Here is a 15,090-nt window from a genome sequence, read left to right as displayed (position 1 = left end):
TTTTGCGAGCGAAGGGGAGTATCCCTCTGGGCCCGATCGGGTTCTATGTCGTGATCGTCAATACGGGCCGCACTGGCGGGGCCCCGGTCGCGGTGGTATCGATTGGTTCCGTTTGGGCGCTATCGGTGCGGGAGAGACTTTCGGGTTCTGCCATCCCCGATTCCCGTTATTTTCTTGAAAGGCCCCCGTGGAACTCGCCCTCCCTCTCTGGTTCGAAGCTGGATCATTGGTCGTTTTGACCCTTATTCTGGTCGCTGACCTGCTCATCGTCTACAAGCGCCCGCACGTTCCGAGCATGCGCGAGGCTGGACTCTGGGTTGCGTTCTACGTTGGGCTCGCGCTCATTTTTGCGCTCTTGATGCTGGTTCTCGGTGACGCGGAACATGCCGGTCAATTTCTCGCCGGCTGGCTGACCGAGTACAGCCTGTCGATCGATAACCTCTTTGTCTTCGTAATCATCATGGCCCGGTTCTCCGTGCCGCGAAAATACCAGCAGGAAGTGCTGATGGTGGGAATCATCATCGCTCTCGTGCTGCGCGGGATCTTCATTCTGCTCGGCGCCCAGCTGATCGAAAGCTATGCCTGGATCTTCTACATCTTCGGCGCGTTCCTGTTCTATACGGCCGTGAAGCAAGCGTTCTCCTCCGAAGCAGAAACGGAAGAAAAAGAGAACGGCGTCATCCGTCTGCTCCGCCGCCGCATACGTATCTCATCAGAATTCGACGGCTCCAAGGTTCGCACGCTGGTCGACGGCAAGAAGATCTTCACGCCGATGCTGATCGTGTTCATCGCGATCGGCACCACCGACCTCATCTTCGCCCTCGACTCCATTCCAGCGATCTTCGGCATCACGACGAGTCCGTTCATCGTGTTCACGGCCAATATCTTCGCCCTCATGGGCCTGCGCCAACTGTACTTTCTCCTCGGCGGACTGCTCGAACGTCTCGAATACCTCAAGTACGGCATCGCGGTCATCCTCGGCTTCATCGGCGTCAAGCTCGTGCTGCACGCGATGCACACCAACGAGGTCTTCTTCATCAATAATGGCGATCCCATGTTGTGGGCGCCCGAGATCGGCACCTGGACCTCGCTCGGCGTGATCATCGGCAGCATGGCCGTGGCCACCGTGGCGAGCCTGATCAAGGCTGGTCACGATGCCAAAAAGCATGGCCACACGCTGGTCGAAGAGATTTCGGTAAACGCCAACGAATGACGGCTGGAGACCGGGCGACGGCGAACGGGGGGTTCTCATGACTGTGCACCGGCAGAGCATGATCGAGCTTTCCAGCGCTGTCGCCCGCTTCTCTTTCAGCGAGCGCACCGATGTCGGCAGCGTGCGCAAGGTCAACGAGGACAGCGTGCTCGCGCAGTCTCCAGTGTTCCTCGTGGCCGACGGTATGGGCGGCCACGCCCGGGGTGAGGTCGCCAGCCAGACCGTACTTCGGGTGTTCGATGAGCACATCGCCCGCGATTCGGCCTCGACGCCGGAACGCATCCTCGACGCCATCCACTCTTCGAATGACGCCGTACGCGATCTGAGCACAGCCGATGACTACGGCACCGCAGTGTCGGGCACCACCCTCGCGGGCATCGCCTTCGTCGACGCCGGTGATGACGTCGGCTACCACTGGATGGCCTTCAACGTCGGCGATTCCCGCGTCTACACCTGGACCGACGGTGTTTTGGCCCAGTTGTCCATCGACCACTCCGCAGTGCAGGAGATGGTCGACGCTGGCCTGATTTCGGTCGACGACGCCGAGAAGCATCCCGAGCGCAACGTCATCACCCGGGCGATCGGCGCCGACGAGTTTGTCGATGCCGACGTCTGGCTGCTGCCGGCCCTCGGACGACAATCCTTTTTGATCTGCTCCGACGGCCTGACCAAAGAACTTGATGACGCGGCGATCGCGGAGGTCTTGGCCAGGGACATTGGCTTGGATGCCGCGGAACGCAGCGTCGCTGACATTCTCGTCGACGAAGCCATCGAGCACGGCGGACGCGATAACGTCAGCGTCGTCTTCGTGGAATCAACGTTCGACTGACCGTTCGCGCCAGCGTTCGCGAGCCGAGCGGCTGGGCGAGGTGTTAGCCTGAACCCATGGTGCTGAGCCGACTTCTTCTGTGCCGCGACGAGTCCCTGTCCTGAGGCCTCCCTCGTCGCGGCGCTCAGCGTGGCTGCCATCGATTCGTGAGGAAGACGCTCAAAATGACCAACGTAATACCCACTTCGCAAAAACACTCCGGCACCGGCCTTCGTACCCTGGCCGAAAAGGTCTGGGACAATCACCTCGTCACCAAGGGTGAGGATGGCACGCCCGACCTGATCTATATCGACCTGCACCTGCTGCACGAGGTCACCAGCCCGCAGGCCTTCGACGGTCTGCGCCTGTCCAATCGAATGCTGCGTCGGCCCGATCTGACCATCGCGACCGAGGACCACAACACGCCAACGCTCGCCATCGACAAGCCGATCGCGGACCTCACCAGCCGCACGCAGATCGAGACCCTGCGCCGCAACTGCGCCGAATACGGTGTGCGCCTGCACTCGCTCGGTGACATCGAACAGGGCATCGTGCACGTTGTCGGCCCACAGCTCGGCCTGACCCAGCCGGGAATCACCGTGGTGTGCGGCGACTCGCACACCTCCACCCACGGTGCCTTCGGTGCCATGGCGCTCGGTATCGGCACGAGCGAGGTCGAGCACGTCATGGCCACTCAAACTCTGCCGTTGAACCCCTTCAAGACCATGGCCATCACCGTCAACGGCAGGTTGCGTACCGGGGTCACCGCGAAAGACATCATCCTGGCCGTGATCGCCAAGATCGGCACCGGTGGGGGGGCCGGTTACGTGCTCGAATACCGTGGAGAGGCCATTCGAGCCCTCTCCATGGAGGGGCGCATGACTATCTGCAACATGTCGATCGAGGCCGGCGCCCGCGCCGGTATGGTCGCCCCCGATCAGGTCACCTATGACTACCTTGACGGGCGTGCCCACGCGCCCCGCGGTGCCGACTGGGATGCTGCCGTCGCTTACTGGGAGACCCTGGCCACCGACGAGGGCGCGACCTATGACGCCGAGGTCATCATCGATGCGAACGATCTCGAACCGTTCGTCACCTGGGGTACCAATCCCGGCCAAGGCGTGTCCCTGAGCGGATCTGTGCCGAATCCCGCCGATATCGTCGACGCCAACGAGCGCTCGGCGGCTGAGCGGGCTTTGGAATACATGGATCTTGCGGCCGGCACCCCGATGAAGAACATCCGGGTCGATACCGTTTTTCTCGGCTCCTGCACCAACAGCCGGGTTGAAGACCTGCGCGCCGCCGCTGAAATCATCAAGGGCAAGACCAAGGCCGAAGGGCTGCGCATGATGGTCGTTCCCGGTTCTGCCCGGGTACGCATCGAGGCTGAAGCCGAGGGGCTCGACCAGATCTTCCTTGACTTCGGTGCCGAATGGCGCTTCGCCGGGTGTTCGATGTGCCTCGGCATGAACCCAGACCAGCTTGAACCCGGCGAACGCTGCGCGTCGACCAGTAACCGCAACTTTGAAGGACGACAGGGAAAGGGCGGGCGCACCCATCTGGTGTCGCCGCTCGTCGCTGCCGCCACGGCCATTCGCGGCACGCTCAGTAGCCCGTGGGATCTCGACCAAGCTGGAGACCAGTAACCATGCAGAAATTCACCACCGTCACCGGAATCGCGGTGCCGCTGCGCCGTTCCAATGTCGATACCGACCAGATCATTCCAGCCGTGTATCTCAAGCGCGTCACGCGCACCGGCTTTGAAGACGCGTTGTTCGCGGCCTGGCGCCTCGACCCCGACTTCGTCATCAATAAGACGGAGTACCAGGGCGGTCGCGTGCTCATCGCCGGGGCCGACTTCGGAATTGGCTCATCGCGCGAACACGCCGTCTGGGCCCTGCGGGACTACGGCTTCGACGTGGTCCTCAGCCCCCGGTTCGGCGACATCTTTCGCGGAAACGCCGGCAAGCAGGGCTTGCTCGCCGGCCAGATCAGCGAAGCGGATGCCGAAACCCTGTGGAACCTGGCCGAGCGCGCCCCCGGGGTGGAGTTAACCGTGGATCTGGTGGGTAAAACAGTGCGTGTCGGGGACCTGACCGTGAATTTTCAAATCGATGATTACACTAGATGGCGGCTGCTCGAAGGTCTTGATGACATCGGGCTGACCCTGCGTGACGAAGCGCGGATCAAGGAATTTGAGGGGACGCGAGAGTCGTGGTTGCCGCGCACTCTTCCGGCGCTCTCCGCAGGTTCGGCCCGCGTCAATTTGCAGTAGTTTGTATTGCACCAATTTGCATTAGGACAGGTATTTTGTGAGCACTCTCAGCGAGGCCCGGCGTGATCAAGAGGCTAAGAATCTAAACGATGCCCGGCAGCACGACGACGCGAACGAGCGGGGGAGTGCTCAGAACCACGGGGCATCCGTTGGCCTCACCGCCGATAAAATCACCATCCGCGGTGGTATTCCGCTGGTCGGTCGCATCGAGGTGAAGGGGGCGAAGAACCTCGTCACCAAGGCCATGGTCGCCGCCCTGCTCGGTGAAACCCCCAGCGTTCTCAAGGACGTTCCGAACATCAGTGATGTTCGGATCGTTCGGGGCCTGCTCGAGGTGCACGGCGTCAATGTGACCGAGGGTGATGAGCCCGGAACCCTCGTGTTTGACCCGGCAAACGTGGAAAGCGCGCACTTCGCCGCGATCGATGCCCACGCGGGTTCTTCGCGCATCCCGATTCTGTTCTGCGGTCCGCTGTTGCACCGGCTCGGCGAAGCCTTCATTCCCGACCTCGGCGGCTGCCGCATCGGCGACCGGCCGATCGACTTTCACCTCGAGGTGCTGCGCAAATTTGGTGCTGTCGTCGAAAAGCAGCCCAACGGCATCCGTATGTCGGCGCCGAACGGTCTCAAAGGCGCCAAGCTCGAACTGCCGTACCCGAGCGTGGGCGCCACCGAGCAGGTGCTGCTCACCGCGGTGAGGGCCGAAGGTCTCACCGAGCTCAAGGGCGCGGCAATCGAGCCTGAAATCATGGATCTCATCAACATTTTGCAGAAGATGGGCGCCATCATCACGGTCGATACTGACCGGGTGATCCGCATCGAGGGCGTCGAACGCCTGGTCGGATACAATCACCGCGCCCTGTTCGACCGCAACGAGGCTGCCAGCTGGGCTGCCGCAGCACTCGCCACCGACGGCGACATCTTCGTCGGTGGCGCCCGGCAGCCTGAGATGATCACGTTCCTCAACGTCTTCCGCAAGGTCGGTGGCGCTTTCGACATCTGCGACGACGGCATTCGCTTTTATCACCCCGGCGGCGACCTCAAGCCTGTCATTATCGAAACGGGCGTCCACCCTGGCTTCATGACGGACTGGCAGCAACCGCTCGTCATCGCGCTGACCAAGGCACACGGAACCTCGATCGTGCACGAAACGGTGTACGAGCAGCGGTTCGGCTTCGTGGACGCGCTGGTCGAGATGGGCGCGACAATTCAAATTCACAAGGAATGCCTCGGTGGGCACACGTGCCGGTTTGGCCAGCGCAATTTCAATCACTCGGCCGTCATTACCGGCCCGACGAAGCTGCACGGCGCCGACATCGTCGTGCCCGACCTGCGCGGCGGTTTCAGCCATCTGATCGCGGCGCTTTCGGCCGAGGGCACATCAACGGTCAGCAACGTGGGAATCATCAGCCGCGGGTACGAGAACTTCATCGGCAAGCTGCGGCTTTTGGGGGCGGACTTCGATCTCGAAGGATAATAGGCGCGTGCCTGAAAATAACGACGTGTCCGTAGCTTCTGGGTCATCTTCGCCGCGCGCCCGATTTCGTTCGGAGAAGAGCCGGCCCAGCGCGTTCTGGATCCTCGCCGGGCTGATTCTGCCGGTCATGAACCTCGCCGCCCGGTACGAGATCATCGACGCTCACAAGTTTCCGCGCAGTGGCGCGTTCGTGCTCTCACCCAACCACTACAGCGAGATCGACCCCGTGGTCATGGGAGTCGTAGCGTGGAAGTTGGGGCGGCTGCCTCGATTCCTGGCGAAGGCATCTGTTTTCAAAATTCCCGTCTTCGGCGCGGTGTTGCGCAGGTCCGGGCAGATTCCGGTACAGCGCGGCGGTTCGGTGCGCGGCGGCGAACCGGTCAAGGCCGCCCAGCGTCTGGCCGAGAAGGGTCAAATCGTCGTGGTGTACCCGGAGGGGTCACTGACTCGTGACCCTGACTTGTGGCCGATGCGCGGCAAGACCGGAGCCGTTCGCATCGCGCTTGAACAGGGCATTCCCATCGTGCCAGCCGCCCACTGGGGCGCCCAGCACCTGATGGAACGATATTCCAAGAAAATCAGCCTGTTTCCGCGTAAAACCATCACCGTGAAGATCGGCGACCCGATCGACCTCTCGCAGTTTCGCGGGCGGAGCCTCGACACGGCGACGCTCAACGAGGCGACCGCAGTCGTGATGCTGGCCATCACCGCGCTGCTGGAAGACCTGCGCGGCGAGAAGGCCCCAGCCAAGCGGTGGAACCCGGCGGAGCATAATCAGAGAGAGACCGGTCGTTTTGAAGCCTAGAACCTCCCAGTTGCCGAAGATTCAGCCAGGCACCCGGGTGGCGGTTCTCGGCGCGGGCAGTTGGGGAACGACCTTCGCTAAAATTCTCACGGATGGCGGTGCCGACGTCGTTCTGTGGGCTCGCCGCCCCGAACTGGCCCGGGAAATCTCTGAGGCCCGCCGTAACAGCGATTATTTGCCGGGGGTGAACCTGCCGGTGGGCCTGCGCGCCACGAGCCGTCTCGACCTCGCCCTGGCCGGTGCCGAAATGGTTTTCGTCTCGGTTCCGAGCCAGTCGCTGCGCGAAAATCTCACGCAGGTCGAGCCGTACCTGGTTGCGAACGCGATAGTGATCTCGCTTATGAAGGGTGTCGAACGCTCCAGCGGCATGCGCATGAGCACGGTGATCGAAGAAACGCTGCGCATTGACCCCGATCGCATTGCCGCGATCAGCGGTCCGAACCTCGCGCTCGAAATCGCCAAGGAACAGCCCACCGGCGCTGTCGTCTCCTCGGTGAGCCTCGAAACAGCGCAGGCCGTGGCCAAACTGGCCACCAATCGCTATTTTCGCTCCTACGTCAATACCGACGTCATCGGCACCGAGTTCGGTGGGGTATTGAAGAACCTGATTGCGGTCGCCATCGGCATCGTTGACGGTGTCGGCTACGGCGAGAACACCAAGGCGTCGATCATCACCCGCGGCCTGGTCGAAATGACCGACTTCGCGGTCGCCTACGGCGCGCAACCCGAGACGTTGGCCGGCCTGGCCGGCCTCGGTGACCTCATCGCCACCTGCCAGTCGCCGCTGTCTCGCAACAATACGGCCGGGCGGTTGCTCGGCCAGGGTTACAGCATCAACGACGTCGTCAAACAAATGCAGCAGACTACCGAAGGTCTCGCTTCGGTGAAGCCGGTTCTCGCACTGGCTCGTGCCAAGGGCGTCGAGATGCCGATCGTCGAACAGGTTCGCCAGGTGCTCGATGGCACACTCAATCCCCGCGACATTGCGCCGCACCTCACGACTGACTCCGGCGAACCGCAGGGCGAAAGGACACTTGACGATGCACAAGCTCACGGTGGTGCTTCTCTTTGGAGGGCGTTCCAGCGAACACTCGATCAGCTGCGCCACGGCGGGGGGAGTGCTGGCAGCCCTCGACCCTGAGCGCTACACCGTCATCCCGGTCGGAATCACCCGGGACGGCGCGTACGTACTCGAAGACAACGACCCAGCCAAGTTCGCCCTCAACGCGCAGGCATTGCCCGTTGTCGCCGACAACGGCACCCGGGTGCGCTGGCCGCAGAGCGCATCGAGCCGGGAACTGACCGTTGTCGACGCGTCCGGTGAGCGTTCGCTCGGCTCTGTCGACCTTATATTCCCAATTTTGCATGGACCTTTCGGCGAGGACGGCACCATTCAGGGCATGCTCGACCTGCTCGACCTTCCGTATGTCGGGTCAGGAGTTCTCGCATCCGCTCTGGGCATGGACAAGCACTTTGCCAAGACCGTCTTTCAGCAAGCCGCTCTGCCGGTGGCGCCGTGGCGCACCCTGGTAGCGGATGACTGGGCGCGGGATCCCGGCATGGGTTACGCTGCCCTCGAACAATTCGGCGTGCCCGTCTTCGTGAAACCGGCCCGGGCTGGGTCGAGCGTCGGCGTCAGCCGGGTAGCGACACGGGACCAGCTGGCCGAGGCCATGACGGTCGGTCTCGCCGAAGACAACAAGGTGCTCATTGAATCCGGGCTCGTCGGACGTGAACTCGAGATTGCCGTGCTACAGGGACGCCCGGGGGAACCCACCCGCGCCTCCGTGGCCGGAGAGGTCGTCGTGACGGGCCGTGACTTTTACGACTTTGCCGCGAAGTACCTGGATGCGCCGGGAGTCGAGCTGGTCTGCCCCGCGCCGCTATCAGCGGCAGAACTGGCTGAGGTACAGCGGCTGGCCATTGCCGCTTTCGAGGCGATCGGCGCCGCTGGCCTGGCTCGGGTTGACTTCTTCCTGACGGAAACCGGCTGGGTGATCAACGAGATCAACACCATGCCCGGGTTCACGAGCATCTCGATGTTTCCGAGCTGCTGGCTGGCCAGCGGCTACACCTACCCGGAGCTGATCGACGAACTCATCTCTGTGGCCATCGCGCACGCCCGGCACGGGTTCTGAGGGGCCTATGTTCCCCGAGGCACGAGCCCCAAACGGGGCATTGTTCGACGGGTGAGAAAAAGTAACAATGTGTCCGTGGCGGTGGACCCGAACATCCGCGTCGCGGGAGGCTTCCATGCGCACTGCCACGATCGCTGCTCCATTCCCCCGTCAAAGCGGCCGTCAGCAAAGTCGTAGGTGGCTCGCCCGGGCCGCAATTCTCGGGCTCGTGTTGGGCATGCTCAATGCGGCGCCGGCCTTCGCCTCGAGTGTTTCAAGTGCAGTTTTCACCGGCAGCACGGGCAGCGCCCTGGTCGGCGGAACCCTCTACGCCCGGCAGGGAACGGCGCTCACCCTCACCGTCGACACGAGCAGTGATACGAAATGTGTTGAGGTGGCCGGAACCGCCCTGAACATCACATCAACCTCGCCGACCGGCAAGTCGCGGTGGACCTTCGCGACCGTCGCCGGCGCGGGCGAGGGTGCACAGGCCGCCACCGCCGCCGCCAGCCCCAACGTCAGTGCGCAGGGCAAGTGCACGGGGCCTTCCTCCTCGATGCAGGCCGTTTTCGCCCTCGACAACACCGGTCCGACCGTCACTGCGGGCCTCTCGCCAGCCGCCAACGCGGCCGGCTGGAACAAGGCCAACGTCACCGCCGCCTGGTCGGCAACGGATGCCGGTTCCGGCGTCGCCTTCGGCCCCGCCCCGGCAACCTCGAGCGTGAGTGCCAACACCAGCGGTGACGTCAAAACCGCCACGGCTGCCGACCGCGTCGGCAACACCAGCAGCGGTTCCGCCACCATCAAGCTCGACAAGAGCAACCCGGTTTTCAGTGGCTCTCGCGCCCCGGCAGCCAACGCAGCCGGCTGGAACAACTCGAACGTCACCGTCTCGTTCGGCTGCACCGATGCCCTCTCGGGCATCAAGACTTGCACCGGCAGCGGGAGCGTCCTCGTCTCGGCCGAGGGTGCCAACCAGTCTGTCAGTGGAACCGCGGTCGACAACGCTGACAACTCGGGCACCGGCAGCGTCGACGGCATCAGCATCGACAAGACCGCACCGGCCCTGAGCGGCTCGCCCAGTTCGACCGCGAACGCAGCCGGCTGGTACAACAGCGACGTCTCGGTCGCCTGGAGCGCCGCCGATAGGTTGTCCGGCCTCGCCGGTCCGGTCCCGTCGAACAGCACGATCACGGGCGAAGGCAGCGGCCTGCTCGCATCCAAGGTCGCGAGCGACCTAGCCGGCAACACGACCGCCGCGGACAGCTCCCCGGTGAACATCGACCGCACCGCCCCGACGACCGGCATCAGCGGCGCCTCAAAGGGCTGGAGCAACGGCACCGTCACCGTCACGCTCTCGCCGAGCGACAACCTCTCGGGTGTGGCGACGACCCGGTACTCGATCGACGGCGGCAGCACCGTCAGCGGCACGACCCTTCAGCTCTCGAGCGAGGGCGACCACAGCATCAGCTACTTCAGCACCGACAAAGCGGGCAATACAGAGGCCACACAGACCGCACGCGTGAAGATCGACAGGACCGCCCCTGCCATCAGCCACTCCTTCACGCCCCTGGGCTACCTCGATGGCGCCTGGACCAACCAGAACGTTACGGTCACCTTCGACTGCGCCGACTCCGGCTCCGGCGTCGCTTCCTGCACACCGCCAGCAATCCAGAGCGCCGAGGGAGCGGCCCAGCAGGTCATTGGCACAGCAACCGACAACGCCGGCAACACCGCCACCGACACGGCGGTGCTCAGCATCGACAGAAGCGCCCCGAGCCTCGCGGCCGCAAGCGACCGGGCCGCCAATGGTGCCGGCTGGTACAACGACTCGGTCACCGTGAACTTCACGGCGAGTGACGCCCTCTCCGGTATAACAAATGTATCATCCGCACAGGTGCTCGGTGAGGGAGCCAACCAATCTGCGGCGGGAACCGCCACCGACGCCGCCGGCAACTCCGCGAGCGCAAGCGTCACCGGCATCAACATCGACACGACTGCACCGGTGCTGAGTGCCGCCTATCCACACGGCTGGGCCACCGCCGACGTGGCCGTAACCTGGACCTGCACCGACGCTCTCTCCGGCGTCGCCACCGGGCCGACCAACGACACCGTCAGCGGAGAAGGCGCAAACCTGTCCTCGAGCGCGACCTGCACCGATTCAGCCGGCAACACCGCATCCGTCACCGTTTTCGGAATTCAGATCGACCGTGCGGCGCCGACGACGACCGCGACCGTGCCGGCTCCGCTTGCGAGCGGCTGGTACGCTGACGCCGTCGACGTGACCCTGACCGGGCGGGACGCCCTCTCCGGCATCGCGACGACGAGCTACACCGTCGACGGCGGCGCGACCCAGGAATACACCGGCCCCTTCGCCTTCGCCCTGCGCGGCACACACGTCCTGAGTTTTTGGAGCACGGATGTTGCCGGAAACGCCGAAGACGCCATCGCCAACAGCCTGACCCTCAAGATCGACGGGAATGCCCCCACGACCACCGTCATCAACCCGATTTCACCGGCGAGCGGCTGGTTCGTCACGAGCGGCATCCCGGTCGCCTTCGACGCGAGCGACGCCGAGTCGGGAATCGCCGGCACCTACTACACGATCGATGGCGGCGACACGCTGCTGTACGGTGAACCCTTCACCGAGGAGCTCTCGCTCGGCCTGCACACGATCGCCTACTGGAGCGTCGACTTCGCTGGCAACGTTGAGGATGCGCGCACAACCGAGGTCTGGGTCGACACCGTGCGGCCGAGCATCAGCGGCCTCGCGTCCCCTGAAGCCAATGGCTACGGATGGAACAACAGCAACGTCGACGTGACCTTCGCCTGCACTGACGCCAACTCTGGCATCGCCGGTTGCGGACCCGACACCACGGTCGGCAACGAAGGCGCCGGCCAGTCGGTTCGCGGCGACGCGATCGACGTGGCAGGCAACACCAGCTTCGCCACCGTCGGGAACATCAGGATCGACAAGACCGCCCCGAGTCTCAGCGGCGCCGCCACGACGGATTCCAACGGGGCCGGCTGGTACCGCGGAGACGTCACTGTCGCGTGGACCGGCACGGATGGTCTGTCGGGGATCGACGCGGCTGACGAGCCAGCGAACAGCGTGATCGACGGCGAAGGCAGCGATCTGGGCGCCTCGGCGACCGTGTCGGACCGGGCCGGAAACGACGCCGGCGCCTCCGTCACCGGAATTCGGATCGACCGCACCCCACCGACCCTGAGCGGAGCGCCGACGACCAACCCGAACACCTTCGGCTGGTATCGCAGCCAGGTTCTCGTGGACTTCAGCTGTTTCGATGCCCTCTCCGGCGTCGCGCACTGCCCGAGCAGTCTCATCTTCGCAAATGACGGCGCGAACCAGTCCGTCACGAGCACCACCGCGGGTGACCTGGCCGGCCACGAGAGCGGCGCTGCGGTGGTGAGCGGCATCAACGTGGACGGTACCGCTCCCAGCAGCACCGCGAACAACGTCTGCACGCTCGTGAACGGCTACTGCACCGGATCGACCGCATCCGTCACCGTGAGCGCCGTCGACCAGGTCGGGTTGTCCGGCGTGAGAGAGCTGCACTACTCGATCGACGGCGGTGCAGAGCAGGTGGCCATGGGATCGACCAAGACCTTGAGCGTTCCGCTCGACGGCAGCGGGGTCGGCACCGTGAGCTACTGGGCGGTCGACTACGCCGGCAACACCGAGGCAGCCAACACGGTGTCCCTCAAGTGGGACAACATTGCGCCGACCGTCACGCACGGCCTCAACCCCGCGGCCAACGCCAACGACTGGAACAACAGCGACCTCACCGTGACCTTCACTGCAAAGGACGACGACTCCGGCTCGGGTATCGCCCGGGTCACGGACCCGGTGAAGGTATCGGTTGAAACCGCCGGTCGGCTCGTTGCCGGCTCGGCAACTGACACCGCCGGAAACGTGGGCACCGACAGTGTGACCGTGAAACTCGACAAGACGGCACCGAGCATCAGTGCAGCAATCGCAAGCGGGGTGGTCGGCAGCAACGGCTGGTACCTCGGTCCGGTCAAGGTTCGCTTCAGTTGCGCCGACGCGCTTTCCGGGATCGCCACCTGCACCGACGACGTGACCCTCACCGGCAATGGAGCCAACACGGCCAACGGATCGTCGACCGACAGAGCCGGCAACTCCGGGGCAACAGTGCTATCCGGAATCAAAATCGACATGGAGGCGCCAAGCATCACCTCTGTCAATGTGGCAGGCGGTTTCTACACCCTCGGCGCTGTGCCGGCGGTTACCTGCAGTGCGAGCGACAGCTTCTCTGGACTACTCGGAACCTGCGCGGTCACGGTGACCGGAGGCACTCCGAACGGTGTCGGCACCTTCAGTTACACCGCGACCGCGACCGACAGCGCTGGCAACACCGCGGTCTCCCGCGGAAGCTACAAGGTGGTCTACCGCTTCGACGGATTCCTGCAGCCGATCAATGACACGGCCCACCAGATCGGCGTCGCAACCAGCGTCTTCAAGGGTGGAAGCACGATTCCGGTCAAATTCCAGCTGAAAACGGCCAGCGGGACGGTCGTCCTGTCGAGCTCCGCACCGAAGTGGCTGACACCGGTTCAGGGTTCGGCCATGTCGCTCCAGGTCGATGAATCGCTGTACACGGCTGCGGCGGACAGCGGCAGCTCGTATCGCGGCGACGGCGGCCAGTACATCTACAACTGGAAAACCGGTACGGGCGGGCACTACTACCGCATCGGCGTCCTGCTCGACGATGGCCAGGCTCACTTCGTCAACATCGGACTGCGCTGATCCGCCCGCGGGTCAGGGGGCGGTCGTGGCCCCGTCGGTGGGCAACTGCACGTCCTCGGCGCCGAGACAGGCGCTGGTAGCCGGCACATACCCGACCGCATTGGCGACGTCGATCAGTGCGGTCGAGCCGCTCACCGCTTCCGAGTCGATCACGATCTCGATGGCCGGATCGCGACCATACGTCGTGTAACGATAGGTCGGGGCGTCGGAGTCGTCCTCGATCCAGTCGATGCCGTTGATATTCAGGCAGGGCAGCGTCGTTGGCGCCGGTACCGTCACGCCGCAGTGCAGGAGGACGGCGGCGGGGTCACCCCACGCGCCGGTGGCCTGGGCGTTCGTCTCCCGTGACGCCTGGTCGGCGACGGTGGACGGCAGGTGCACGATAACGTCGGCGCAGGCCACGTTGGTGGCGTCGGCGGCCGGGGTCAGGGGTACGGCGGTGGCGCAGCCAGCCAGCAACAGTGAGGTCGCCAGCACGGCGGCGGCGGCGACGAAACGAAGGGGATCGGTGCGCAGGAGTAGGAGTGGGTGAGACATCGTATTCAGGCTACCGTTTCTAACATGACCACTGCTGCGGATGCCCCGCTTTCACCTCCGCACTCCGCTGCCGCCGAAACTCTCGCCGACCTCAGCGAGGGGGCCGTGCTGGCGCGGATCTTTCCCCGTCTACCGACGGCGTCGGCCCAACTTCTCGGCCCGGGCGACGATGCGGCGGTCATCTCGGCGCCTGATGGGCGGTTCGTGGTGACGACCGACATGATGATTCAGGGACCTGATTTTCGCCTCGCGTGGTCGTCACCACACGATCTTGGCTGGAAGGCCGCCGCCACCAATCTTTCGGACGTGGCCGCGATGGGCGCTCGCCCGACAGCTTTGGTCGTGGCGATCGCCGCCCCGCCGTCGACGCCCGTTTCGGTGCTTGAGGGCCTTGCCGACGGGCTGCGCGACTGCTGCGAGGCTCTTGCCCCCGGCTGCGGGGTGGTCGGCGGTGACCTGTCAGCGTCAGACGCCCTCACCCTGGTTGTGACGGCCTTCGGCGACCTCGAGGGCCGCGCTCCGGTTCTTCGATCGGGAGCGCGGCCGGGGGACACAGTGGCGCTCTCCGGCCGGCTTGGCGACGCTGGAATCGGCCTCGAACTACTGTTCCGTCTGGGCGTTGATTCCAACGGAGTACCCGACCTGGCCAGGGCCAACGCACTCAAAGTCACGCATCCCACCGAAGTGGCCGCCCAGCTCACCCCCGTACCGCCGATTGCAAGCGGCCCGATTGCAGCGGTCGGCGGAGCCACGGCCATGCTTGACGTCTCCGACGGACTTGCCATCGATGCCGGACGCATCGCGAGGGCCAGCGGTGTGGGGATCGACTTCGACTCCAGCTGTCTGGGGGAGCGGATCGAGGTCGCCCTCGGCGGCGGAGAAGACCACGGACTTCTCGCGACCTTTGCACCCGACCGTGTCTTGCCGCCCGACTTTCGCCGCCTCGGCACGGTCGTCGCGGTATCCGCTTCGAATTGGGGCACCATCACCGTCGACGGTGTTCCACACGACCAGGGCGGCTGGGACCCGTACCGAGGCTGGGACGGTGCGGCCGGCTAACTGAACCGGA

11 protein-coding genes are annotated in these 15,090 nt (G+C 64.4%); 10 read left to right on the top strand and 1 reads right to left on the bottom strand.

Features of this window, described 5'->3' with window-relative positions:
• Nucleotides 1–187: 187 nt before the first annotated feature.
• The 9 genes from CXY74_RS13735 to CXY74_RS13690 all read left to right on the top strand — a co-directional run bounded on the left by CXY74_RS13735 (nucleotide 188) and on the right by CXY74_RS13690 (nucleotide 13,484).
• Nucleotides 188–1,213: a TerC/Alx family metal homeostasis membrane protein gene (locus CXY74_RS13735; RefSeq protein WP_104200938.1), complete on the top strand. Its 1,026-nt coding sequence runs from the start codon at nucleotides 188–190 to the stop codon at nucleotides 1,211–1,213.
• A gap of 37 nt (nucleotides 1,214–1,250) precedes the next feature.
• Entirely contained in the window at nucleotides 1,251–2,042 is a 792-nt protein-coding gene (locus CXY74_RS13730) for a PP2C family serine/threonine-protein phosphatase (protein WP_233193405.1), read from the top strand.
• A 164-nt stretch (nucleotides 2,043–2,206) separates the two neighbouring features.
• Nucleotides 2,207–3,667, top strand: a complete 1,461-nt coding sequence (gene leuC, locus CXY74_RS13725; RefSeq protein ID WP_104200937.1) for a 3-isopropylmalate dehydratase large subunit — start codon at nucleotides 2,207–2,209, stop codon at nucleotides 3,665–3,667.
• A 2-nt stretch (nucleotides 3,668–3,669) separates the two neighbouring features.
• Nucleotides 3,670–4,296: a 3-isopropylmalate dehydratase small subunit gene (gene leuD / locus CXY74_RS13720; protein ID WP_104200936.1), complete on the top strand. Its 627-nt coding sequence runs from the start codon at nucleotides 3,670–3,672 to the stop codon at nucleotides 4,294–4,296.
• 169 nt (nucleotides 4,297–4,465) lie between these two features.
• Nucleotides 4,466–5,773, top strand: coding sequence for a UDP-N-acetylglucosamine 1-carboxyvinyltransferase (murA, locus tag CXY74_RS13715; protein ID WP_104201154.1), 1,308 nt, complete (start codon nucleotides 4,466–4,468; stop codon nucleotides 5,771–5,773).
• 7 nt (nucleotides 5,774–5,780) lie between these two features.
• Nucleotides 5,781–6,578: a 1-acyl-sn-glycerol-3-phosphate acyltransferase gene (locus tag CXY74_RS13710; protein ID WP_233193404.1), complete on the top strand. Its 798-nt coding sequence runs from the start codon at nucleotides 5,781–5,783 to the stop codon at nucleotides 6,576–6,578.
• Between the two features lie 10 nt (nucleotides 6,579–6,588).
• Complete coding sequence (locus tag CXY74_RS13705) at nucleotides 6,589–7,719, top strand: NAD(P)H-dependent glycerol-3-phosphate dehydrogenase (RefSeq protein WP_233193403.1); 1,131 nt, start codon at nucleotides 6,589–6,591, stop codon at nucleotides 7,717–7,719.
• Nucleotides 7,619–8,716, top strand: a complete 1,098-nt coding sequence (locus tag CXY74_RS13700) for a D-alanine--D-alanine ligase family protein (protein WP_104200935.1) — start codon at nucleotides 7,619–7,621, stop codon at nucleotides 8,714–8,716. The genes CXY74_RS13705 and CXY74_RS13700 overlap by 101 nt, the downstream gene beginning before the upstream one ends.
• A gap of 115 nt (nucleotides 8,717–8,831) precedes the next feature.
• Nucleotides 8,832–13,484, top strand: a complete 4,653-nt coding sequence (locus tag CXY74_RS13690) for a PxKF domain-containing protein (protein ID WP_146070145.1) — start codon at nucleotides 8,832–8,834, stop codon at nucleotides 13,482–13,484.
• Nucleotides 13,485–13,496: 12 nt separating this feature from the next.
• On the opposite strand, the gene CXY74_RS13685 is transcribed toward CXY74_RS13690, so the two are convergent.
• The gene (locus CXY74_RS13685) at nucleotides 13,497–14,021 is read right to left on the bottom strand and encodes a DUF3515 family protein (protein WP_104200932.1); all 525 of its coding nucleotides are present in this window, start codon (nucleotides 14,019–14,021) and stop codon (nucleotides 13,497–13,499) included.
• 24 nt (nucleotides 14,022–14,045) lie between these two features.
• Here CXY74_RS13685 and thiL point away from each other — a divergent pair, with 24 nt between their 5' ends.
• Nucleotides 14,046–15,080 (top strand): thiamine-phosphate kinase, encoded by a 1,035-nt coding sequence (gene thiL, locus CXY74_RS13680; protein ID WP_104200931.1) that lies wholly within the window; start codon nucleotides 14,046–14,048, stop codon nucleotides 15,078–15,080.
• Nucleotides 15,081–15,090: the final 10 nt, after the last annotated feature.

It is taken from the genome of Cryobacterium sp. Y29 (genome assembly GCF_002929825.1).
Classification (GTDB): Bacteria; Actinomycetota; Actinomycetes; order Actinomycetales; family Microbacteriaceae; genus Cryobacterium.
The sequence above is the reverse complement of the archived record's forward strand: the minus strand, read 5'-3'. Positions and strand labels throughout refer to the sequence as shown.